19 protein-coding genes are annotated in these 22,451 nt (G+C 69.1%); 12 read left to right on the top strand and 7 right to left on the bottom strand.

All coding sequences use genetic code 11. The annotated features are described in order from the left end of the window. Window positions 1-46: 46 nt before the first annotated feature. Both lpdA and QE388_RS15805 read right to left on the bottom strand, forming a co-directional pair. Window positions 47-1,420: a dihydrolipoyl dehydrogenase gene (lpdA, locus tag QE388_RS15800; RefSeq protein ID WP_307386348.1), complete on the bottom strand. Its 1,374-nt coding sequence runs from the start codon at window positions 1,418-1,420 to the stop codon at window positions 47-49. Further along, window positions 1,417-2,877, bottom strand: coding sequence for a leucyl aminopeptidase (locus QE388_RS15805; protein WP_307386350.1), 1,461 nt, complete (start codon window positions 2,875-2,877; stop codon window positions 1,417-1,419). The genes lpdA and QE388_RS15805 overlap by 4 nt, the downstream gene beginning before the upstream one ends. An 85-nt stretch (window positions 2,878-2,962) precedes the next feature. On the opposite strand from QE388_RS15805, the gene QE388_RS15810 reads away from it, so the two are divergent. From QE388_RS15810 to QE388_RS15820, 3 genes are all read left to right on the top strand, one after another. Beyond that, window positions 2,963-3,889: a proteasome assembly chaperone family protein gene (locus QE388_RS15810; protein WP_058595653.1), complete on the top strand. Its 927-nt coding sequence runs from the start codon at window positions 2,963-2,965 to the stop codon at window positions 3,887-3,889. 250 nt (window positions 3,890-4,139) lie between these two features. Continuing rightward, the gene (locus QE388_RS15815) at window positions 4,140-5,447 is read left to right on the top strand and encodes an RNA polymerase sigma factor (protein WP_307386352.1); all 1,308 of its coding nucleotides are present in this window, start codon (window positions 4,140-4,142) and stop codon (window positions 5,445-5,447) included. After that, window positions 5,444-6,142 (top strand): coenzyme F420-0:L-glutamate ligase, encoded by a 699-nt coding sequence (locus QE388_RS15820; protein ID WP_058595655.1) that lies wholly within the window; start codon window positions 5,444-5,446, stop codon window positions 6,140-6,142. The genes QE388_RS15815 and QE388_RS15820 overlap by 4 nt, the downstream gene beginning before the upstream one ends. Before the next feature lie 296 nt (window positions 6,143-6,438). Here the strand turns inward: QE388_RS15820 and QE388_RS15825 are convergent, their stop codons facing one another. Beyond that, complete coding sequence (locus tag QE388_RS15825) at window positions 6,439-7,461, bottom strand: sugar-transfer associated ATP-grasp domain-containing protein (protein ID WP_307386353.1); 1,023 nt, start codon at window positions 7,459-7,461, stop codon at window positions 6,439-6,441. 45 nt (window positions 7,462-7,506) lie between these two features. Here QE388_RS15825 and QE388_RS15830 point away from each other — a divergent pair, with 45 nt between their 5' ends. Beyond that, on the top strand, window positions 7,507-8,142 hold the full coding sequence (locus QE388_RS15830; RefSeq protein WP_275801180.1) for an alanine racemase C-terminal domain-containing protein: 636 nt from the start codon (window positions 7,507-7,509) through the stop codon (window positions 8,140-8,142). After that, window positions 8,139-9,179: an alanine racemase gene (locus QE388_RS15835; RefSeq protein ID WP_307386355.1), complete on the top strand. Its 1,041-nt coding sequence runs from the start codon at window positions 8,139-8,141 to the stop codon at window positions 9,177-9,179. Before QE388_RS15830 ends, QE388_RS15835 begins: the two co-directional genes overlap by 4 nt. A 63-nt stretch (window positions 9,180-9,242) precedes the next feature. Here the strand turns inward: QE388_RS15835 and QE388_RS15840 are convergent, their stop codons facing one another. Beyond that, window positions 9,243-9,461 carry a hypothetical protein gene (locus QE388_RS15840; RefSeq protein ID WP_058595658.1) on the bottom strand — a complete coding sequence of 73 codons (219 nt, stop codon included), beginning with the start codon at window positions 9,459-9,461 and terminating at the stop codon, window positions 9,243-9,245. 163 nt (window positions 9,462-9,624) lie between these two features. Between QE388_RS15840 and QE388_RS15845 the strand changes: the two genes are divergently transcribed. Beyond that, window positions 9,625-11,697, top strand: coding sequence for a type IIA DNA topoisomerase subunit B (locus QE388_RS15845; RefSeq protein ID WP_307387163.1), 2,073 nt, complete (start codon window positions 9,625-9,627; stop codon window positions 11,695-11,697). 90 nt (window positions 11,698-11,787) lie between these two features. On the opposite strand, the gene QE388_RS15850 is transcribed toward QE388_RS15845, so the two are convergent. Then, window positions 11,788-14,241 carry a DNA topoisomerase (ATP-hydrolyzing) subunit A gene (locus QE388_RS15850; RefSeq protein WP_307386358.1) on the bottom strand — a complete coding sequence of 818 codons (2,454 nt, stop codon included), beginning with the start codon at window positions 14,239-14,241 and terminating at the stop codon, window positions 11,788-11,790. A gap of 71 nt (window positions 14,242-14,312) precedes the next feature. Here QE388_RS15850 and QE388_RS15855 point away from each other — a divergent pair, with 71 nt between their 5' ends. After that, entirely contained in the window at window positions 14,313-15,440 is a 1,128-nt protein-coding gene (locus QE388_RS15855) for an alkaline phosphatase family protein (protein WP_307386360.1), read from the top strand. Window positions 15,441-15,446: 6 nt separating this feature from the next. Here QE388_RS15855 and sepH read toward each other — a convergent pair whose 3' ends face one another. Further along, a complete protein-coding gene (sepH, locus tag QE388_RS15860; RefSeq protein WP_307386361.1) occupies window positions 15,447-16,502 on the bottom strand; it encodes a septation protein SepH in 1,056 nt (351 codons plus the stop codon). Between the two features lie 221 nt (window positions 16,503-16,723). Here sepH and QE388_RS15865 point away from each other — a divergent pair, with 221 nt between their 5' ends. Further along, the gene (locus tag QE388_RS15865) at window positions 16,724-17,017 is read left to right on the top strand and encodes a DUF4193 domain-containing protein (RefSeq protein ID WP_013586557.1); all 294 of its coding nucleotides are present in this window, start codon (window positions 16,724-16,726) and stop codon (window positions 17,015-17,017) included. On the opposite strand, the gene QE388_RS15870 is transcribed toward QE388_RS15865, so the two are convergent. Beyond that, complete coding sequence (locus tag QE388_RS15870; RefSeq protein WP_058595663.1) at window positions 16,992-17,483, bottom strand: DUF3093 domain-containing protein; 492 nt, start codon at window positions 17,481-17,483, stop codon at window positions 16,992-16,994. The genes QE388_RS15865 and QE388_RS15870 overlap by 26 nt on opposite strands. 12 nt (window positions 17,484-17,495) lie before the next feature. On the opposite strand from QE388_RS15870, the gene dut reads away from it, so the two are divergent. The 4 genes from dut (at window position 17,496) to acnA (ending at window position 22,318) form a co-directional block, all read left to right on the top strand. Continuing rightward, window positions 17,496-17,951 carry a dUTP diphosphatase gene (dut, locus tag QE388_RS15875; protein ID WP_058614637.1) on the top strand — a complete coding sequence of 152 codons (456 nt, stop codon included), beginning with the start codon at window positions 17,496-17,498 and terminating at the stop codon, window positions 17,949-17,951. Beyond that, window positions 17,948-18,577, top strand: coding sequence for a DUF3710 domain-containing protein (locus QE388_RS15880; protein WP_307386365.1), 630 nt, complete (start codon window positions 17,948-17,950; stop codon window positions 18,575-18,577). The genes dut and QE388_RS15880 overlap by 4 nt, the downstream gene beginning before the upstream one ends. Continuing rightward, window positions 18,574-19,341 (top strand): DUF3159 domain-containing protein, encoded by a 768-nt coding sequence (locus tag QE388_RS15885; protein WP_275801195.1) that lies wholly within the window; start codon window positions 18,574-18,576, stop codon window positions 19,339-19,341. The genes QE388_RS15880 and QE388_RS15885 overlap by 4 nt, the downstream gene beginning before the upstream one ends. A gap of 136 nt (window positions 19,342-19,477) precedes the next feature. Then, window positions 19,478-22,318, top strand: a complete 2,841-nt coding sequence (acnA, locus tag QE388_RS15890) for an aconitate hydratase AcnA (RefSeq protein WP_307386366.1) — start codon at window positions 19,478-19,480, stop codon at window positions 22,316-22,318. Window positions 22,319-22,451: the final 133 nt, after the last annotated feature.

Here is a 22,451-nt window from a genome sequence, read left to right on the forward strand (position 1 = left end):
CTCCTTCGTACCGGATGCGGTATCTAGCTTAGTGACCGGTTCGTGGTCAAAGTGCGTGCAGGGGCTTTCCGGCGAGAGCCAAGAAGGCTTCGCCGAGCGCCTCGCTCTGGGTGGGGTGCGCGTGGACGAACGGCGCGATGTCTTCCGGGTGGGCCTCCCAGCCCACCGCGAGCTGGGCCTCGGTGATAAGTTCGCCCACGCGGTCGCCCACGAGATGCGCACCGACGACCGGCCCGTCGACCCGCCGGACGATCTTGACGATCCCCGACGTTCCGATGATCTCACTCCGGCCGTTTCCGGCGAGGTTGTACTCGTAGGCGCGGACGGCCTCGGATCCGTAACGATCCTGCGCCTGGGCCTCGGTGAGACCGACGGACGCGACCTCCGGGTGCGAGTAGGCGACGCGAGGGACGTCGGAGTCGGAGACGAGCACGGGGGACAGGCCCGCGATCTCCTCCGCGACGAAGACGCCCTGCTGGAAGCCCCGGTGCGCCAGTTGCAGTCCGGGCACGATGTCGCCCACCGCCCAGACGTGGGCGGCCGCGGTGCGCAGACGTTCGTCGGTCTGCACAAAACCGCGGTCGAGGACGACACCGGCCTCCTCGTAGCCGAGGCCGGCGGTGGCCGGACCCCGGCCGACCGCCACCAGGACGTAGTCCGCCGACAGCTCGGCCCCGTCATCGAGGACCACGGTGATGCCGTGCTCGTCCTGTCGCGCCGAGTCGAATCGCCGACCGAGCCGGAACTCGATGCCTCGCTTGCGGAATGCGCGCTCGAGGGCCTTGCTCGACGCGACATCCTCCGCGGGCAGAAGGTGGGGGAGTGCCTCCACGATCGTGACGTCGACGCCGAAAGAGCGCCAGACGCTCGCGAACTCGACGCCGATGACGCCGCCGCCCAGAACGATGACGCGCTGCGGGACCACGTCGAGATCGAGAGCCTGCTCGCTGGTGAGAACGCGACCCCCGATCTCGAGACCGGGAAGGCTGCGGCTGTACGACCCCGTCGCCAGAATCACGTCGGCGCCCTGGTAGAGGTCCGCGCCGACGCGCACCGCGGGTCCGGCCTCGAGGGATCCCTCACCGCGGACCGCGCGGATGCCGCGCGCCGAGATCAGCCCCTCGAGCCCTTTGAACTTCTTGGCCACGATGCCCTCGCGGTAAGCGCGCACCCCGGCAGGGTCGATGCCGGTGAGGCTCGCGTTCACACCGATGCTCGCCGCATTGCGTGCCGCATCCGCGACCTCGGCCGCGTGCAGGAGGGCCTTGGTCGGGATGCAGCCCCGGTGCAGGCACGTGCCCCCGAGCTTGTCCTTCTCGACGAGGACCACGTCCTTGCCCAGCTCGGCGAGACGAAGGGCAGCGGCGTACCCGCCGCTCCCACCCCCGAGGACGACGACGTCGGCGGAGTACTCGGTCATCGCGAGCTCGCCAGCAGCTCGACCAGCGAACGAACCGTCGCCGCCGTGACTCCCTTGTCGGTGTACCCGAACGGAGCACCCTTGTTCATGCCCACGCCCGCGATGTCGAGGTGCACCCACGGGATGCGGGGGGCGTCGGCCTCGTCCGAGACCCGGCCGACGAAGTGGCGGAGGAAGAGCCCCGCGAAGAGCGAGCCTCCCGCCGGGTCGCCGATCTTGGCGTTCTGCAGGTCCGCGATGGGCGAGTCGAGGTCGTCGACCATGTGCGCCGGGAGCGGCAGCTGCCAGGCGAGCTCCGAGGCGCGCGACGCGGCGGACAGGTACTCGGCGACAGCGTCGTCTTCGCCCATCACACCGGTGTGCCGGTTTCCGAGGGCGATCGTGATCGCGCCGGTGAGAGTGGCGACGTCGACGAGCAGATCAGGCCGCTCACGGCTCGCGGCGGCGAGGCCGTCGGCGAGCACGAGACGGCCTTCGGCATCCGTGTTCAGCACCTCGACAGTGGTCCCGTCGAGCGTGCGGAGCACGTCACCGGGACGCGTGGCCCGACCTGACGGCATGTTGTCGGCGATGCACAGCCACGCGCTCACCCGAACGGGCAGCGCCATCTCGGCGGCGGCCTTCAGCACCGCGAGGACCGTCGCCGCACCGCACATGTCGTACTTCATGCCGACCATCGAGGCGGCGGGCTTCAGCGACAGGCCGCCGGTGTCGAACGTGATGCCCTTGCCGACGAGGGCGACGTGACGCTGCGCCCCGGCGGGGGAGTAGTCGAGGCGGACGAGGCGGGGCGGGCGGTCCGACCCCTGACCGACACCCAGGATGCCGCCGTACCCGCCGTCGCGGAGCGCTTCCTCGTCGAGCACCTCGACGTCGACGGGCAGACCGGCGACCGCCTCGACCGCCGCGTCGGCGAAATCGGCGGGACCGAGCCACTCGGCGGGCGTGGTGACCAGATCCTTCACGAGAGCGACCGCGCCCGAGATGGCTGCCACGGCGACGACGTCCTCGTCGGCTGGGGCGTCGGACGAGAACACCGTGACGCGCTGCGCGCGGGTCTTCGGCGACTCCTTCTTGTATCCCGCGAACCGGTAGCCACCGAGGGCCGCCCCCTCGGCCAGCGGCCGCCATGCGGAAGGCACCAGCGCCTGCACCGCGACGTGCTCGAAGCCCGTGAGCTGGCGCAGCCCTGCACCCGCCGCGTCGCGGAGGGCGGCGGCATCCGGATCGCTCCCCGCACCCACGACAGCGAGCGGAGTGGTGACCCCGGGCACGTGCACCCGCTGGAACGAGCCGGGAGCTCCGGTGAATCCGACGGCCGTCAGAGCGGCACCGAGTCCGTTCCACTCCGCGGGGTCTGCACCTTCGCCCACAGGCTTGGCGACCACCAGAAGAATCGCATCGGCATCGGACTCGCGCAGGGGGGCGCTTGTGTGCGCCACGGAAGGAAAGGGCATGTCGTCCATCCTAGGTTCGCGTGTGTTCGCTAGCAGCGGGACGCTCCGGACCCCGACGTCCGACCCGGCTCGTAAGCTGGGGGGCATGCCGTATTCCGCACCGCTGTACGATCGCGCACCCTCCGCGCCGCCGGTGCCCTCGGGGCTTCCCCTGGTGATCGCGCTTACGGGGTTCACCGACGCCGGCGGGGCCGTCACCCGGCTCGTCGAGTACTTCCGCAACGACCTGGAGCCCCACGCCGTCGTCGCGTTCGACAACGACACGCTGCTCGACTACCGCGCTCGGCGCCCCTTGATCACATTCGTCGAAGACCACCTCAGCGACTACCGGCCGCCGCGGCTCGAGCTGTCGCTCGCCCACGACTCCCTGGGAAGCCCCTTCCTCCTCTTGGCGGGATACGAACCGGACTTCCTCTGGGAAGCCTTCGCCGAGAGCGTCCTCGAGCTCAGCGCCGGACTCCAGGTGTCGTCCGTGACGTGGGTGCACGCCATCCCGCTCCCCGTTCCGCACACGCGGCCGATCGGCACCACGGTCAGCGGCACGCGCTCCGATCTCGCCGAAGCGCACTCCGTCTGGCGCCCTCACACGCAGGTGCCCTCGACAGTCGGCCACCTGCTCGAGTACCGCTTCGCGGAGGCCGGCGCCAAGGTCGCCGGGTTCGCGCTACTGGTTCCGCACTATCTCGCCGACACCGAGTACCCCGCTGCCACCCTCGCCGCCCTCGACAGCCTCACGGTGGCCACCGGACTCGTCTTCTCCGGAGAAGTGCTGCGCGAAGAGAATCGCGACTTCCTCACGAAGGTGACCGAGCAGGTCACCGCGAGCGACGAGCTCACGCGCATGCTGCAGGGCCTCGAGGAACGCTACGACTCCTACATGGCCGGTTCCACCCAGGCGACGCCGATCATCCACACGGGCGATCTCCCCAGCGCCGACGAGCTGGCGGCCGAACTCGAGCGCTTCCTGGCGTCCGGCCCGAGCGACGACGACCGGCGCGGGCCCCTCGGCTGATCCCGCCCCACGCAGTCAGCACATCTGACAGCGGTTCTCGCGGAATGCGGGGACGCGCCTCCGCGTTACTACGCATAGATCCCCGGTGCGCGTCAAGTCCCGCGTCGAGGATGTGAGACAATGAAGAACCTGACCCGTTGTCAACCGGTCCAGGAGCCCCGCTCCTCGGCTCCGGACTTGACAAGGGTCTTACTAGTGTCCGAGAACGACCGGCGGCCGTGCAACGTACGTTCCCGGTGAAAGGCGAAACGTGGCAGGCACGAACACCAAGACCCGCTCCCGGAGTGCGAAGGACACCGACCTCGACACTTCCGAGGAGGCCGTGACGACGTCGACGAAGACGCCGGCGAAGAAGGCCCCCGCCAAGGCCAAGGCCACACCGGCGAAGGCCAAGACGAAGGCGAAGAAGGACGACGACCTCGAAGACGAAGAAGAGGTCGACGAAGAGGTCGATGTCGAACTCGACACCGACGACGACACTGACGACGACGAGGCGAAGCCCGCGGCGAAGAAGTCCGACGACGACAGCGACGACGACGACGAGACCCCGGCGGCGCCCGCCGAGGCCCTGCCGACCGGCGCGATCGTCATCTCGTCGAGCGACGAGGACGACGTTCCCGTCTACTCTGCGCAGATCACCGGCGCCACGGCCGACCCGGTCAAGGACTACCTGAAGCAGATCGGCAAGGTCCCGCTCCTGAACGCGGCCGAAGAGGTCGAGCTCGCGATGCGTATCGAGGCCGGCCTGTTCGCCGAAGAGAAGCTGTCGAACATGTCGGCGGCCGAGAAGACGAGCCAGCTGGGCCTCGACCTGCAGTGGGTCGCCCGCGACGGTCAGCGCGCGAAGAGCCACCTCCTCGGCGCCAACCTCCGTCTGGTCGTCTCGCTCGCCAAGCGCTACACCGGTCGCGGCATGCAGTTCCTCGACCTCATCCAGGAGGGCAACCTGGGCCTCATCCGTGCCGTCGAGAAGTTCGACTACACCAAGGGCTTCAAGTTCTCGACGTACGCGACCTGGTGGATCCGCCAGGCGATCACGCGCGCCATGGCCGACCAGGCCCGCACCATCCGCATCCCGGTGCACATGGTCGAGGTCATCAACAAGCTCGCTCGCGTGCAGCGCCAGATGCTGCAGGACCTCGGTCGCGAACCCACGCCCGAAGAGCTCAGCCGCGAACTCGACATGACCCCCGAGAAGGTCATCGAGGTGCAGAAGTACGGCCGCGAGCCCATCTCACTGCACACGCCCCTCGGTGAAGACGGTGACAGCGAGTTCGGTGACCTCATCGAGGACACCGAGGCGGTCGTCCCCGCCGACGCGGTGGGCTTCACGATGCTGCAGCGTCAGCTCGAATCCCTCCTCGACTCGCTCAGCGAGCGTGAGGCGGGCGTGATCCGCATGCGCTTCGGCCTCGGCGACGGACAGCCCAAGACCCTCGACCAGATCGGCGACACGTTCGGCGTGACGCGCGAGCGGATCCGCCAGATCGAGTCGAAGACGATGGCGAAGCTGCGTCACCCGTCGCGCTCGCAGTCGCTCCGGGACTACCTCGAATGAGCGGCGAGGCCAACGCCGGCAAGGCGCTCACCCGTACCGTCGAGGGCACCTCGTACGCGCGCATCCCGATCCGCACGCGGGTCGTCATGCCGGGCGACGATCTCGACGCCTTCATCCTCGAGTACGCGAAGGATGCCGTGCAGCCGGGCGACCTGCTGTTCGTCACCGAGAAGATCGTCGCGATCACGCAGGGCCGCTCGTTCAAGCTCGACTCGATCAAGCCCCGCAAGCTCGCTCTCTTCCTCTCGAAGTACGTCACGCGCACGCCTTACGGCATCGGTCTCGGCATGCCCGAGACGATGGAGATGGCGCTGCGCGAGTGCGGCACGCCCCGCATCCTGTTCGCTGCGGCCGTCTCGGCCGTGACCAAGGCGTTCGGACGAAAGGGCGACTTCTACCGCATTGCGGGTGACAAGGCTCGAGCGATCGACGGCCCCACGAAGGGCACGATCCCGCCCTACAACCAGGCCGTGGTCCTCGGACCCGAGCGTCCCCGCGAGGTCGCCGCGCGTCTGAAGTCGCTGCTCGGCATCGACCTCGACGTCGCCGTCGTCGACATCAACGACCTCGGGGGGAACATCCTCGGGTCGACGCTCGACAAGGCCGGCGAGAAGCGTCTCGTCGCGATCCTGAAGGACAACCCGCTCGGCCAGGGACACGAGTCCACGCCGCTCGGCATCGTCCGCCCCAGCTGACACAGTTCGTCGAAGGCCCGCCCCGTTCCCGGGGCGGGCCTTTCGCGTTCCCGGATGCCAACTCCCACCGCCCGACGTCCGGCACCAGGGTCTATCAGGGTAATGACTTGCCGCAAATGGTCGGTGACGGCCCCTCCGCGCGTACATCTGCGGCAAGTCAACGGCTCCGCCGGGCGAGCGCAACGGTACCCCCAAGCCCCCGGACGTCACCCGAGCCGGACCCCGGCGCAGCCCGCCGCACCGCGGCCAGAACCCGCCCGCCCCCGATACGGGAGCGGGCCCCGCGGCATCCGGTGTCAGAAACCGATCGCGGCGCGGTAGCGCGGCTTGTGACCGGTGCGGATACCGGTGACGCTCGGCTTGTTCTCGTACACGCCCGCGCCCCAGTTGCCCTCGACGAGCACGGGACCTTCGGGGCCGACGACGATGTCCCACCCGACGTACTGCACCTGCGGCACGACGCGGGCGACCTGGTCGACGAACGCTTTGACCTCGTCGATCATCGGCAGCTGGAAGTCGGCGATGCGCACGCCCGAGTCGGGGTGCAGCTCGTGGACGTGCCCGTGGGAGTCGTAGCCGGCCCCGAGGGCGTGGCCGTTCTCGTCGAGCATCGTGTAGAAGCCACCGAAGGTCATCTGGTCGCTGACCGCGCCACGGCCGAACTTCTGCGCCATCGCGAGGATGTGCGTGGTCGAGCCGTCGAAGAACGCCGTGACGCGCGTGGTGTTGACGGTGCCGGGGCAGACGGCCGCGAGGTCGTCGTGCTGGCGGATGACCTCTTCGACGAGGATCTCCCCGCGCTCCAGCAGACCACGGTGGAACGCGTCCCAGTCCTCGACCTCGGCCGCGTGGTACCGGTGCACGCCGGTGCCGGCCTGACCGACCGGCTCCTTCGTCACGATGGTGCCCAGGCGCTCGGTGAAGGCGCGCAGGTCGTCGGCGTTGTCGGCATCCACGACCATCCACTCACGGCGCAGGAAATCGCTGAACCGGCGGTCGAACTCCACCTTGTCCTGGAAGATCCCGCGGTAGTCCGGGTGGTCGTACTTCTGCGAGATCTGATTCGACACCGGGTGCGTCATGTACGTCGCGCGTTCCGCGGGGGTGAGGATCGCGAAGTCGTAGTCGATGTAGTCCTGGAACCCGACGTTCTTCACGCCCGCCTGGTAGAGCATGTCGGCGACCACCAGCGGCAGGGACTTGCCGTGCTGCTCGGACGCTTCCTTCGCTCGCTCGACCACCGACCCGACGTCGATACGGCGGGCGCGTCCGGCGAGGTAGCGCAGACGGGTGACGGGGGAGAAGCCCTGCTTAGGCATGCACGCTCCGGGGTCGGGGATCACGGACCCCGTTAGTCTAGATGTGTGACCTCCACGCTCCCTGCTCGCGCGTCCGCCGCCGGGGGAGTCGCTCCGATCGCGTGGGTCTCCGAGGCTGCGCTGCGCCACAACGCACCCCTGGCCGTGGGTGGCGACGACGACGTTCTCGCCGCCGACGCGTGGGGTCACGGTGCCGAGTGGGTGGCATCCGTTCTCGCCGGACAAGGGATGGATGCCACGGCCCTCGACGCCCCGACCCTGTTCGGCCTGCCCGGAACGCACGCGCGGCCCGTGATGTCGCTCCGCGGCCGGGCGCTGGGCACGAAGCCCCTCCTCCGCGGCGAGGGCGTGTCGTACGGGTATACGCACCGCGCCCCGCGAGACACGACGGTCGCGTTGGTCACCGGGGGATACGCGCAGGGAGTCGTTCGCTCTCTCGGCAACGCCGTGACCGTGTCGATCGACGGACGGCGGCACCGCATCGTCGGTCGCGTGGCCATGGACGTCTCGGTCGTCGACATCGGCGAGACGACGATCGCTCGCGGAGCGGAGGTCGTGTTCTTCGGCGACCCCGCGATCGGCCAGCCTTCCCTCGAGGAATGGACGGATGCCACGGGCTGGACCGCGGCCGAGATCGTCGCCGCCGTGGGTGTCCGCGCCGAACGGCGAGTCGCCGCGTGAGCGCCGAGTACCGCGTCGACCTCGACGCCTTCACCCGAAACCTGCGTCGCGTGCGCGAGGCGGTGGCCCCGGCGCAGCACATGTTCGTCGTGAAGGACGACGCGTACGCGCACGGGCTCGACGTGCTCGTCCGTCGCGCCTGGAACGAGGGCGTGCGCTGGTTCGGAGCCTTCGACGTCATCACCGGCGCGGCGGTCCGGGCGGCGACGGGACCGGATGCGCGCATCTTCGTGTGGCTCATCGGCGGGGCCGATGACCTGGCCGCGGGGATCGAGGCCGACCTCGACCTGGGTATCGGAGACCAGGCGCTCCTCGACGACCTGGCCGCTCTCGACACCCGAGGCGTCGCCCGCGTGCACCTCAAGATCGACACGGGGCTCCACCGCAACGGCATCCGTCCGGAGGCGTGGGGCGCGGCTCTCGTCCAGACGTCCGCCCTCGTGGCCGCGGAGCGAGCCCGGTTCGAGGGCATCTGGTCGCATATCTCCGAAGCCTCGGATGCCGATGACGACGATGCCCGCGCGCTGTTCCTCTCCGCGCGGGAGGCGGCCCGCACCGCCGGCTTGGAGCCTCACTTCTCGCACCTGGCCGCCAGTGCGGCGGGCTTCGCCCGTGGCGAGTTCCGCGAAGACCTGGTGCGCGTCGGCGCGTTCTCGTACGGCATCCGACCGGCGGGCGGGCCGGGGGAGACCGAGCTCGGGATCGAGCCGATCTCCACGCTCGTCGCGACCGTCACCGCGGTGGATCCGGAGCACGTGCGCCTCGATGTCGGGAGCCTGCACGGTCTGCCGAGCGCCCTGTCGGGCCGCTTCGACGTCGCGACGACCGCCGGTCCTCGCCGGGTCGAGGCGATCGGTCTCACCTCCCTCACCGTCGCCCCGTGGGACGCGGCGGTCGGCGAGACGGTCCCCGTCTTCGGCCGCGGCGCACTGGCGAGTGCAACCGACCTCGCGGAGCTGATCGACACGATCGGCGAGGAGATCGCTCTTCGCGTTTCGCCCGTCGTTCCTCGCACATACGCGGGGCAGTTGGGCTGACGACACAGAAAAGGCCCCGTCCGCTCCTGTCGGAGCGACACCGGGGCCCGTTCTGAGGGAGTCTCAGTCGGCAGCGTGGAGACGCGCGGTCTCGTCGTGCCACGAGGTGGCGACGCTGCGCAGCTTCTCTTCGTACTTGCGGCCGTGGTGCGCGCAGAACAGCAGCTCGCTGCCGTTGACCTCGGCGGCGATGTACGCCTGCGCGCCGCAGGAGTCACAGCGATCCGCCGCCGTCAGGCGGTGGTCGAGAACGGACGCTTCGGGTGCGGTCGTGGTGGTCATCTCGGGTGCCCTCCTCAAGTGGTCGTTGGGCGAGTCTCCATATACAACCACGCGGATGTTTCCCCTATGCCGCGGCTTGATCACATTTCGCTGTGCGCGTACGGTGACCCGACCGTGCTGTGTGTCTGGCAGGGGATGTCGGTGGCCCCGATTACGCTGGGAAATCGTGACGTCCGAGTACTCCGCCCATCATCTCCAGGTCCTCGAGGGCCTCGAAGCCGTCCGCAAGCGCCCGGGCATGTACATCGGCTCCACCGATTCGCGCGGTCTGATGCACTGCCTGTGGGAGATCATCGACAACTCGGTCGATGAAGCGCTCGCCGGTCACGGCAGCCGCATCGACATCGTCCTCCACGCCGACGGCAGCGTCGAGGTGCGCGACCGTGCCCGCGGCATCCCGGTCGACGTCGAGCCCCGGACGGGGCTCACCGGCGTCGAGGTCGTCTTCACCAAGCTCCACGCCGGTGGCAAGTTCGGCGGCGGTTCGTACGCGGCATCCGGTGGTCTGCACGGTGTCGGCGCCTCGGTCGTGAACGCACTGTCGGAGCGTCTCGACGTCGAGGTCGATCGTGCGGGCAAGACGTACGCCATGTCCTTCCACCGCGGCGAACCGGGCCTGTTCGCGGGCGACACGCCCGACTCGGCCTTCACGCCCTTCGAGCGCAGCAGTGAGCTGCGCGTCGTCGGCAAAGCCCCCCGCGGTGTCACCGGTACGCGCATCCGTTACTGGGCCGACCGACAGATCTTCACCAAGGACGCGACGTTCGGCCTCGACGAACTCGTCCAGCGCGTGCGCCAGACGGCGTTCCTCGTGCCGGGACTCGAGATCGTCGTGCTCGACGAACGCGGTGACGAGAAGGTCGAGACGAGCTACCGCTTCGACGGCGGGATCTCGGAGTTCGCGGACTTCCTCGCCCCCGACGCGGCCGTGACCGACACCTGGCGCCTCACGGGCACCGGCACGTTCACCGAGACGGTTCCCGTACTCCAGCCCGGCGGGTCGATGATCCCGACCGAGGTGCAGCGCGAGTGCGAGGTCGACATCGCGGTTCGGTGGGGCACCGGCTACGACACGACGACCCGCTCGTTCGTCAACATCATCGCCACGCCCAAGGGCGGGACGCACCAGCAGGGTTTCGAGCAGGGCCTCATGAAGGTGTTGCGCGCGCAGGTCGAGCAGAACGCGCGCAAGCTCAAGGTCGGCAACGACAAGATCGAGAAGGACGACCTTCTCGCCGGTCTCACGGCGGTGCTGACCGTCCGCCTCCCTGAGCCGCAGTTCGAGGGCCAGACCAAAGAGGTGCTGGGCACTCCCGCGGTGCGGCAGATCGTGGCATCCGTGGTCCAGAAAGAGCTCGCGGCTCGCTTCGCGTCGCCCAAGCGCGACGACAAGGCGCAGACGGCGCAGTTGCTCGAGAAGATCGTTTCCGAGATGAAGGCGCGCATCTCCGCGCGCACCCACAAAGAGACCCAGCGGCGCAAGAACGCCCTCGAGTCGTCGTCGCTGCCGGCGAAGCTCGTCGATTGCCGATCGAACGACGTCAACGACTCGGAGCTGTTCATCGTCGAGGGCGACTCCGCGCTCGGCACGGCGAAGCTCGCGCGCAACAGCGAGTACCAGGCTCTGCTGCCCATCCGCGGAAAGATCCTCAACACACAGAAGGCGTCGATCAGCGACATGCTGTCGAATGCCGAGTGCGCGTCGATCATCCAGGTCATCGGGGCCGGGTCAGGTCGCTCGTTCGATCTCAGCGCGGCCCGCTACGGCAAGATCATCCTGATGAGCGACGCCGACGTCGACGGCGCGCACATCCGCACGCTGCTGCTGACGCTGTTCTTCCGCTACATGCGCCCGCTCGTCGAAGAGGGGCGCGTGTATGCCGCCGTGCCGCCCCTGCATCGCGTCGTGGTGATGAACCCCGGCACCAAGCCCAACGAGACGATCTACACGTACAGCGAGCAGGAGCTTCACGGCCTCCTCACGAAGCTTCGGCGCAGCAACAAGCGGTGGCAGGAGCCGGTCCAGCGTTACAAGGGCCTCGGAGAAATGGATGCCGACCAGCTCGCGACCACCACGATGGACCGCGCGGGTCGCATGCTGCGCCGTGTCCAGGTCGAGCACATCGAGCAGGCCGCCGAGGTGTTCGACCTGCTCATGGGCAGCGACGTCGCTCCGCGCCGGGAGTTCATCATCGACTCGAGCGACCGGCTGGCACGCGAGCGCATCGACGTCTGATACCGAGACGCGCTGCCGGGTGTCGTCGGCCGGATGCGCACGACCGATCGGACCGCTTTCACGGCCCGCACCGGCGTGAGCAGCGAGACGTCAGCGGACCGACGTCCCGATCGCGCCGATGACCGCGTCGAGCGGCTGTCCCGAGGCGTCGCGCTTCGCGCCGCTCTCGGGCAGCGTGCGCACAGAGCCGTCGGTGCCGACCGCGCGCGGGTCGGTTCCTACCCAGGCGAGCACGAGGGCGTCCTCCCCACGCAGAAGCCGCTGCGCACGCACGCCACCGGTCGCGCGCCCCTTGGCGGGGTACTCGGTGAACGCCGAGACCTTCGCGCTGCCCGCGTCGGTTCCGGGAAGCGCGGCACTGGAGCCCGCGACGGTGACGACCACGGCGTCGAAAGCCGCGGCTCCGACGACCGAGAACGCGATGACGCGAGCGCCGTCGGAGAGGCGGATCCCCGCCATGCCACTCGCGGAGCGACCCTGCGGACGCACCGAGGATGCGTCGAAGCGCAAGAGCTGCGCGTCGCTGGCGACGAAGACGAGCTCGGCGTTGTCGCCCGCCGGAGCGGCGCCCACGACGCGGTCTCCGTCACGGAGAGCGATGATCTCGATCTCGGGTTTCGTGCCGAGCTCGCTGGCCGCGACACGCTTGACCACGCCCTGCGCGGTTCCCAGCGCGATGGTCGGCCCGTCGGTGAGGGGCACGAGCGCGACGACGCTCTCGCCCTTCGCCAGCGTGAGGTACTGCTCGACCTTGGTGCCGGCCGCCAGCTGCACCGAGTTGGCGGGCACGGAGGGGAGGTCGACGGGGGAGAAGCGCACGAGGCGGCCGGTGGAGGTCACGGCGCCGATGTCGCCCCGAGTCGTCGTGTCGACAGCGGAGCGGATGGCGTCGTGCTTCGAACGGCGGGCGGGGGGGACCACGCCCCCCGCGGGAGCGTCGGCGATGAGTTCGGCGCGGACCATCCGGCCGGTGGCCGACAGGAAGACCCGGCACGGCGCGTCGGCGATCTGCAGATCGGCGGCGGCCGCGGCTTTCGCCGATCGCGGCTGCACCGGTCCGCCGTTCAGGAGCAGCGTGCGACGCGGGGTTCCGTACGCCTCGGCGGCCGCGTCGAGCTCTCTCGCAACCTGCTGGCGGAGCAACGTCTCGCTGCCGAGCAGCTCGACCAACTGGGCGATCTCGGCGTTCAACTGATCGCGCTCGGCCTCCAGTTCGATCCGCGAGAACTTCGTGAGACGGCGCAGGCGCAGCTCGAGGATGTACTCGGCCTGCGGGTGAGAGAGGTCGAAGACCTCTTGCAGCTTGGTTCGGGCCTGCTCGCCGTCGTCGGAGGAACGGATGACCTGGATGACCTCGTCGATGTCGAGGATCGCGATGAGCAGGCCCTCGACGAGGTGGAGACGCTCACGCTTACGGGCGAGCCGGTACTCGCTGCGGCGCGTGACGACGCGGATGCGGTGGTCGATGTAGACCCGCAGCATCTCGCGCAGGCCGAGGGTCTGCGGCTGCCCGTCGACGAGGGCGACGTTGTTGATGCCGAACGAGTCCTCGAGGGGCGTGAGGCGGTAGAGCTGCTCGAGGACGGCCTTGGGGTCGAAGCCCGTCTTGATGCCGATGACCAGGCGAAGACCGTTGTTGCGGTCCGTGAGGTCGGTGACGTCGGCGATGCCCGTGAGCTTCTTGGCCTGGACGGCGTCCTTGATCTTCTCGATGACCCGCTCGGGGCCGACGAGGTAGGGGAGCTCGGTGATGACGATGCCGGTCCGGCGGGGACCGAGCGACTCGATGGACGCCTTAGCGCGGGTGCGGAACGTGCCGCGTCCGTTCGTGTACGCGTCCTTGATGCCGTCGAGACCGACGATGATGCCGCCCGAGGGGAGGTCGGGGCCCGGGACGAACTCCATGAGCTCCTCGACCGTGGCATCCGGGTTCTGCAGCAGGTGCGTCGCCGCGCCCACCACCTCGATGAGGTTGTGCGGCGCCATGTTCGTGGCCATGCCGACCGCGATGCCGGTCGCCCCGTTGACGAGGAGGTTCGGGAAAGCGGCCGGGAGCACCTCGGGCTGCTGGAACTGTCCGTCGTAGTTCGGGATGAAGTCCACGACGTCTTCGTCGAGATTCTCAGTGAGGGCCAGAGCCGGTGCGGCCAGTCGCGCCTCCGTGTACCGCGGCGCGGCAGGACCGTCGTCGAGCGAGCCGAAGTTGCCGTGGCCGTCGACGAGCGGCACCCGGAGCGAGAAGTGCTGCGCGAGACGCACGAGCGCGTCGTAGATGGGGGCGTCGCCGTGCGGGTGAAGCTTTCCCATCACCTCGCCGACGACACGGGCGCTCTTGACGTGCCCCCGGTCGGGCCGCAGGCCCATCTCGGCCATCTGGTAGAGGATGCGACGCTGCACCGGCTTCAGACCGTCGCGGGCATCGGGAAGAGCGCGCGAGTAGATCACCGAGTAGGCGTACTCGAGGAACGACCCCTGCATCTCGGCGGAGACATCGACATTCTCGATGCGCTCGGACACGGGGGAGGAAGAACGGGAATCGGGCATGGATGCGGCCTCGGGTCGGGCGGGCGTCACGTCAGGACGGGGATCGGGAGCCGTGTGGAAGACTTGCTCCGATGACTCTCAGCCTACCGGCGGACCCGCCGCGTTCCCGGAGCCTCACCGGTGTGGTGGAGCAGTCGATCGCCGCCCTCGAGGGACGCTCGGACTGGTTCGCCCCCGCGCACAGCGCGGTCGTCTTCGTCGTCGACGGTCTCGGCGCCCACAACCTCGCCGCCCGGCGAGGGCACGCGCGGTTCCTCGGTTCGACGGGGGGTCGCCGCGACGTCGCGCGCACCGTCTTCCCCTCCACGACCGCGGCGGCGTTGACGAGCCTGCTCACCGGCACGGACCCGGGCACGCACGGCATCGTCGGATATCGCGTCCGCATTCCCGGCACCGACGTGGCACCGAACCAACTGCACGGCTGGGAGACCGACGGTCTCGACCCGAGAGCCTGGCAGCGCAGCGAACCGCTCATCGAGCGCGAGGTCGGGGGAGGGAGGCCGTGCTTCGTCGTCTCCCGCCCCGAGTACACCGGGACAGGATTCACCGCGGCCACCCTTCGCGGAGCCGAGTTCGTCGCGTCGAACGATCTCGCCGAGCGTGCCGCGACGGCGGCGGATCTGGCGGCGCGCCACCCCGGTGCGCTGGTCTACCTCTATGCGCCGGAGCTCGACACCGCCGGACACCGCGACGGTACCGAGTCCGATCGCTGGATCACCGCGCTCGAGCGCGTCGACGCCGCGGCGCAGCTGCTCGCTTCCTCCGCCGACCCGAACACCGGCATCCTGATCACCGCCGATCACGGAATGGTCGACGTCCCCGCCCGCCGACACGTCCTTCTCGGCGACGGCGATGCGCTGGTCGACGGGGTCACCCTCATCGGCGGCGAGCCGCGCATGTTGCACCTCTACGCGGAGCCCGGGCGAGAGAATGCCGTGGCCGCGGCGTGGCGAGAGCGCGAGCACGCGCGGGCCTGGGTGCTGACCCGTGCCGAGGCGATCGCGGCAGGGCTATTCGGAACCGTGGCGGATGAGGTCCGCGAGCGGATCGGCGACGTCGTCGTCGCCGCGCGAGGGCGCTACGCCTACTACGACGACCGCGAGAACGACAAACGCCCGCAGAGCATGGTCGGACAGCACGGATCTCTCACCGACGAGGAGCGGACGGTTCCCCTCCTGCGCCTCGGCGCGTTCGCCTGAGCCCGCTCAGCTCTCGTCCGAGCGCGCCCCGAACACGATCTCGTCCCACGAGGGCATCGACGGGCGGCCCTTGGCTCGGCGACCCGCATCGTTGCCCGATGCCGCGGGGCCGGACGAGGAGGCGTTCTCGGGCTCGGGCGCCGACTCGACGGCCGGGTCGCTGTAGCCCGGTTCGACGGCGTCGAAGAGCGCGACCGGTGCCCCCACCGGACGCGTGGCCGGCGCCTCGGGCGCGGTGGTTCCGGGCAGCGGCTCCCGCTGGCCGCGCCGACGGCGAAGGGCCTCGAGAAGGTCGGCGGTCTCCGACGAGGTGACGGGCACGTCGGGTGCCCGCTTGATCGCGGCTGCCTGCACGGCTGCCGCCACGGGTCCGGTGGCCTCGACGCCCGGCTCGTCCTCGATGTCGATCTTCCGCGGGCCGAACGAACCGCTGTCGAAACGCGACTCGTCCTTTGGGAGAGGGCTGTCCAGGGCGCGCAGCCGCGGGATGAGGCCCTCGGGAAGCGACCCCTGCCGCGAGAGCTGGATCGCGTCGGCGTTCTGGGGTGAGAGCGTGCTGCGGCGGGGGTCGAAGCTCCAGCGGGCATCGTGGTCGATGCCGTTCGCCGTGAACTCGAGCTTGACCATCCAGCCGGACGATTCCTTCCAGCTGGTCCAGCGTTCCGCGGAAGCGCCGGCCTCACCGAGCTTCGCGCGCACGGCGGTGCCGAAGGTGATGGGGGAGTCGTGTTCGAGAGCGCCCCCGAGAAGCACGGGCACGGCCAATGCCTGAGCCACGACGTGCTCGCGCTCGGCCAGCACCGGACCCTCGAATCGCTCCACGTCCTCGACGCGGGCGTTCAGCAGGGTCGCGACCTCACGGGCGGTGAGGCCGGAGCGGATGTGCGCCTGGATCTCACGCGGGCTGGGGCGGGGTCCACGGTCGTCGTCTTCACGGTCGCGACGGGCCCGACGCGCTTGCACGCGCATCACCTCGTCGAGGGCGAGAGCGAATCGTTCACCCGATTCGGTCGCGACGACGAGGACGTCATCTTCAGTTCCGATGACTTTGAGCTGCTCCATGCGAAACACCCCTCCGATCTGCGGTCGACGCCCATGCTGACACGGCCGTTCCCCGGTTCCGGGAATATCGCGGGCGCGCCGCGAGTTTCAGGCCTCGCCCGAAACGCAACCCGCTTCGCGAGCATTTGCTTATCGAGGTCGGGTCATGCAAACTATGGCCGCCCGATCGGGTACCCGACGGCGCACAGCACCACAATCACCGGAAGTAGAGACCAGCACGCATGGCCACCGATTACGACGCACCGCGCAAGACCGAGGACGACAGCGAGTCGATCGAGGCCCTCAAGGAGCGCGTGCCTGACAAGACGTCGGGATCGATCGACAACGAGGATGCCGACAACCCCTCGGGCTTCGAACTGCCCGGGGCCGATCTGTCCGACATCGAACTCGACGTCGTCGTCCTCCCGCCGCAGGAAGACGAGTTCACGTGCATGAACTGCTTCCTCGTCAAGCACCGCTCGCAGATCGATCACGAGAGCGGCAACGGCTTCATCTGCGCGGAGTGCGCAGCCTGAGCTGAGCACGCTGGATCGCCGCGACGAGGCGATCCGGCGTCCGGGTGGACACCACCCACGAAGGAGTCGGATCCTCGGGGTCGGTCACGGGAACCGTGACGACCCCGTCGATGCCGCCCCGGATCACATGCCACGCCCGATGGTCGAGACCACTCCCTCGGGCCGTGCGAGCGGCATCGCCCTCGACGCCGAACGGCTCGCCGAGCAGCTCGACGGGAATGTGCGCGCGGCCGGCGTGCAGCTCGCCCTCGCGGATCTCCACGACAGGGGAGATCGCCAGGAGGCCGACCACGATCGCGACCGACACGACCAGCCCGATGAACAGGGCGAGGGTCGTGTTCAGAGGCGAGAAGACGACGGCGGCCATGGGGCCGCAGACCGCGGCGGCGACCAGCGCCCACAGCGACGGGCTGAGGCGCTCTCGGTACTCGACTCCGGTGCGGATGCCGCACCCCCTCTTCTGCATTACCCTCGTGGGGTGACCGAAACGGTGGATGTCCTCATTGTCGCATCCGAGCCTCCGGTCTTCGCCCACCCGGGCGACGCCGGAGCCGACCTGACCTCCGCGGAGGCCGTGCGTCTCGAACCCGGGCGACGCGCACTCGTGTCCACCGGGGTCCGCATCGCGCTGCCCGAGGGTTACGCGGCGTTCGTCGTCCCGCGCAGCGGACTGGCCGCCAAGCACGGCATCACGATCGTCAACTCTCCGGGGACGATCGATGCGGGCTATCGCGGCGAGATCAAGGTCGCCCTCCTCAACACAGACCTCGACGAGGCCTACGACATCTCCGTGGGCGACCGCATCGCCCAGCTCATCGTGATGCCCGTCCCGCCCGTGCGTTTCGTCCCCGTCGACGACCTGCCCGACAGTGTGCGCGGCGAGGGCGGATTCGGATCGAGCGGATACCAGAACCTTCAAGGGAGCACCCGATGACCGACGACGCTCAGCCCACCTCCGAAACCGACGACGCCGCCCTCGAGGTGGCGATCTCCGCGAAAAGCGCTCCCGCTGATCGCGAAAGCAGCGGGCCGTTCGACGAGGCGGAGGCGAACCCCGTCCGCCCGTACATCGATCTCGGCGGCATCAAGATCCTTCCGCGCGAAGGTCTGAACCTCCGTCTCGAGGTCGAGGAGCAGACGAAGCGGATCGTGGCCGTCGGCCTCGATTACGCCGACTCCACCCTCCAGGTGCAGCCGTTCGCCGCTCCCCGCACGAGCGGGCTGTGGGGCGAGACGCGCGAACAGATCCGTCAGCAGGTCAAGCAGCAGGGCGGTCGCGTCGAGGAGCGCGAGGGCCCTCTGGGTCCCGAACTGCTCGCCGAGGTCCCGGTCATGGGTGGCGCCGAAGGCGCGGGCAAGCGCCTCGCGCGCTTCGTCGGCGTCGACGGTCCGCGGTGGTTCCTGCGCGGCGTCATCGGGGGAGCGGCCACGAGCGACGTCGAAGCCGCGGCGGCCGTCGAAGATCTCTACCGATCGATCGTCGTGGTGCGGGGCGGTTCGCCCATGCCCCCGCGCGACCTGATCCCCCTCCGGATGCCGGCGACCCCCGGCACGGCATGAGCGACGACGCCGTACGCCCGACGCGCGAGGGCGAGAACGTTCCCCTCGAACCGCCCGCCGCGGCCGACAGCCTGAGCGCCGCGCTCGGCAACGCCGCTCGACGCGCGGGCCTGGATCCGTCTGCTCACGCGTCGACCGGCTCGGCCGTGTGGTCCGCGATGGGCGGGTGGCGCGGCATCCTGGAATCGGTCCTGCCATCGCTGGCGTTCGTCGTGCTCTTCACGGTCACCATCGATCCGACGACGCGCCAGGGGAACCTGTGGCTCAGCCTCGGCGTGTCGGTGGGCATCGCCCTGGTCTTCACAATCGCGCGACTGATCGCGAAGTCGCCGCCGAGCGCCGCCATCGGCGGCCTACTCGCGACCGTGGCGGCGGCCGTCCTCGCGCTCGTCACGGGCCGGGGCCAGGACAACTTCGTGTTCGGGTTCTTCACGAACGGCGCGTACGGCACCGCGTTCCTGGTCTCCGCCCTGGTGGGCTGGCCGCTCATCGGTCTGGCGGCGGGCTACCTGACGGGGGAGGGCACCAGCTGGCGCGCCGACCGTCGCAAACGCCGGACCTACGTGTGGCTGTCGATCGCCTGGGCCGCCCTGTTCGCGGCGCGCCTCATCGTGCAGCTGCCGCTGTACTTCGCCGGCGACGTCGTGGCGCTCGGCACGCTGAAGATCGTGATGGGCCTGCCGCTGTTCGCGCCGATGCTCGCCGTGACCTGGCTCACGGTCCGCGCCCTGGGGCCTGCTCGCTCCGTTGCGCGCGAAGACTGATACATTTATCTTGATATCAAGATAAATACCCGTCTTCAGCGCGGTTAGGTCGGCCTTCCTGGCAGCGATCGGGCGGCGCGGGGAAGATGGGATTCGCGGGCTGACGCCTGCGCATTCGCCGACGAAGGAGACGATCGTGTCCACGGTTGACAGCTTCGGTGCCAAGAGCACCCTGACGGTCGGCAGCACCGACTACGAGATCTTCCGCATCGACACGGTCGCCGGTCACGAGAAGCTCCCGTTCAGCCTCAAGGTGCTGCTCGAGAACCTTCTCCGCACCGAGGATGGCGCCAACGTCACCAAGGAGCAGATCGAGGCGCTCGGTTCGTGGGTGCCCACGGCCGACCCCGACACCGAGATCCAGTTCACGCCCGCCCGCGTGGTCATGCAGGACTTCACCGGGGTGCCCTGCATCGTCGACTTGGCCACCATGCGCGAGGCCGTCACCGCCCTCGGCGGCGACCCCAACAAGATCAACCCGCTCTCGCCCGCCGAGATGGTCATCGACCACTCGGTCATCGCCGACCTGTTCGGCAGCGAGAACGCCCTCGAGCGCAACGTCGAGATCGAGTACGAGCGCAACGGCGAGCGGTACCAGTTCCTCCGCTGGGGCCAGACGGCGTTCGACGACTTCAAGGTCGTCCCGCCGGGCACCGGCATCGTGCACCAGGTCAACATCGAGCACCTGGCCAAGGTCATCTACGACCGCACCGTCGACGGCGTGCTCCGCGCGTACCCCGACACCTGCGTCGGCACCGACTCCCACACCACCATGGTCAACGGCCTGGGCGTGCTCGGCTGGGGCGTCGGCGGCATCGAGGCCGAGGCGGCCATGCTCGGTCAGCCCGTGTCGATGCTCATCCCGCGCGTCGTCGGCTTCAAGCTCTCGGGCGAGATCCCCGCCGGTGTCACCGCGACCGACGTCGTCCTCACGATCACCGACATGCTTCGCAAGCACGGCGTCGTCGGCAAGTTCGTCGAGTTCTACGGCGAGGGCGTGGCCTCCGTCCCGCTCGCGAACCGCGCCACCATCGGCAACATGAGCCCCGAGTTCGGCTCGACCGCTGCGATGTTCCCGATCGACGACGTCACGCTCGATTACCTGCGCCTGACCGGTCGCGACGAGCAGACCGTCGCCCTCGTCGAGGCGTACGCCAAGGAGCAGAAGCTCTGGCACGACCCCAACCGTGAGCTGGTCTTCAGCGAGTACATGGAGCTCGACCTCTCGACGGTCGTCCCCTCGATCGCCGGGCCCAAGCGCCCGCAGGACCGCATTCTGCTCTCCGAGGCGAAGTCGCAGTTCGAGAAGGACATCCTGAACTACGCGGATGCCTCGGTCTCGGACTCGATCGTCGACCTCGAGGTCGACGGCACCTTCCCGGCATCCGACCCGGGCTCGGTTCCCGGCGAGGAGGAGGAGGACGTCACGGGCAGTGACGTGCTCATCTCTTCGGGCCACCCGGTGAACGCGTCGAACCCGGTCAAGGTCACCACCCCCGACGGGCAGTCGTACCTGCTCGACAACGGCGCCGTGACCCTCGCGGCGATCACGTCGTGCACCAACACGTCGAACCCGTCGGTCATGATCGCGGCGGGCCTGCTCGCCAAGAATGCCGTCGACAAGGGCCTCAAGCGCAAGCCGTGGGTCAAGACGACGCTCGGCCCGGGCTCGAAGGTCGTCACCGACTACTACGAGAAGTCCGGCCTCGACAAGGCGCTCGAGGGCCTCGACTTCTACACCGTCGGCTACGGCTGCACGATCTGCATCGGCAACTCGGGTCCGCTCATCGAAGAGGTCTCCGCAGCCATCAACGAGAACGACCTCGCCGTGACGGCCGTCCTCTCGGGCAACCGCAACTTCGAGGGTCGCATCAGCCCCGACGTGAAGATGAACTACCTGGCATCCCCGCCGCTGGTGGTCGCCTACGCGCTGGCCGGCTCGATGAACTTCGACTTCGAGACCGATGCCCTGGGCAAGGACCAGAACGGCAACGACGTCTTCCTGAAGGACATCTGGCCCGCTCCCGACCAGGTGCAGACCATCATCGACGCGTCGATCTCGCGCGAGCAGTTCATCCAGCAATACGCCACGGTCTTCGAGGGCGATGAGCGCTGGAAGAACCTGCCCACCCCGACCGGCCCGGTCTTCGAATGGGATGCCGACTCGACCTACGTCCGCAAGGCGCCCTACTTCGACGGCATGTCGATGGAGCCCTCGCCGGTCACCGACATCACCGGCGCGCGCGTCATGGCGACCCTCGGGGACTCGGTCACGACCGACCACATCAGCCCGGCCGGAAACATCAAGGCGGGCACCCCCGCCGCGCAGTACCTCACCGAGCACGGCGTCGCCCAGAAGGACTTCAACTCCTACGGCTCGCGGCGTGGCAACCACGAGGTCATGATCCGCGGCACGTTCGCCAACATCCGCCTGAAGAACGAGATGGTCGCCGCCGTCAACGACGGCCAGATCATCGAGGGTGGCTACACCCGCGACTTCACGCAGGAGGGCGGCCCCCAGGCGTACATCTACGACGCGAGCCAGAACTACCAGGCTCAGGGCACCCCGCTGGTGATCTTCGGCGGCAAGGAGTACGGCTCGGGTTCGTCGCGCGACTGGGCGGCCAAGGGCACCAACCTCCTCGGTGTGAAGGCCGTCATCACCGAGAGCTTCGAGCGCATCCACCGCTCCAACCTCATCGGTATGGGCGTCGTGCCGCTGCAGTTCCCGGCCGGCGAGAGCTGGAAGTCGCTGGGCCTCGACGGCACCGAGATCGTCTCGATCGAGGGCCTCGAGCAGCTCAACGAGGGCGTCACGCCGAAGACCGTCAAGGTCACCGCCGAGCCGAGCGAGTTCTCGCCCGAGGGCAAGCAGACCGTCACCTTCGACGCCGTGGTCCGCATCGACACCCCCGGTGAGGCCGACTACTACCGCAACGGCGGCATCCTGCAGTACGTGCTGCGTTCGCTGGTCTGACCCACCGCGCGCCGGCCAGGAGCGCCCACCCCGAACCTTCGGGGTGGGCGCTCTTCGCATCCGTCGGGCTCGGCGCCCGCGAACCGGACCGCGACGACGGCGACCGCCCTCTGCCGCTCATCGTCGAGAGAGC

The sequence above is a fragment of the Microbacterium sp. SORGH_AS_0969 genome (assembly GCF_030818255.1).
GTDB lineage: Bacteria > Actinomycetota > Actinomycetes > Actinomycetales > Microbacteriaceae > Microbacterium.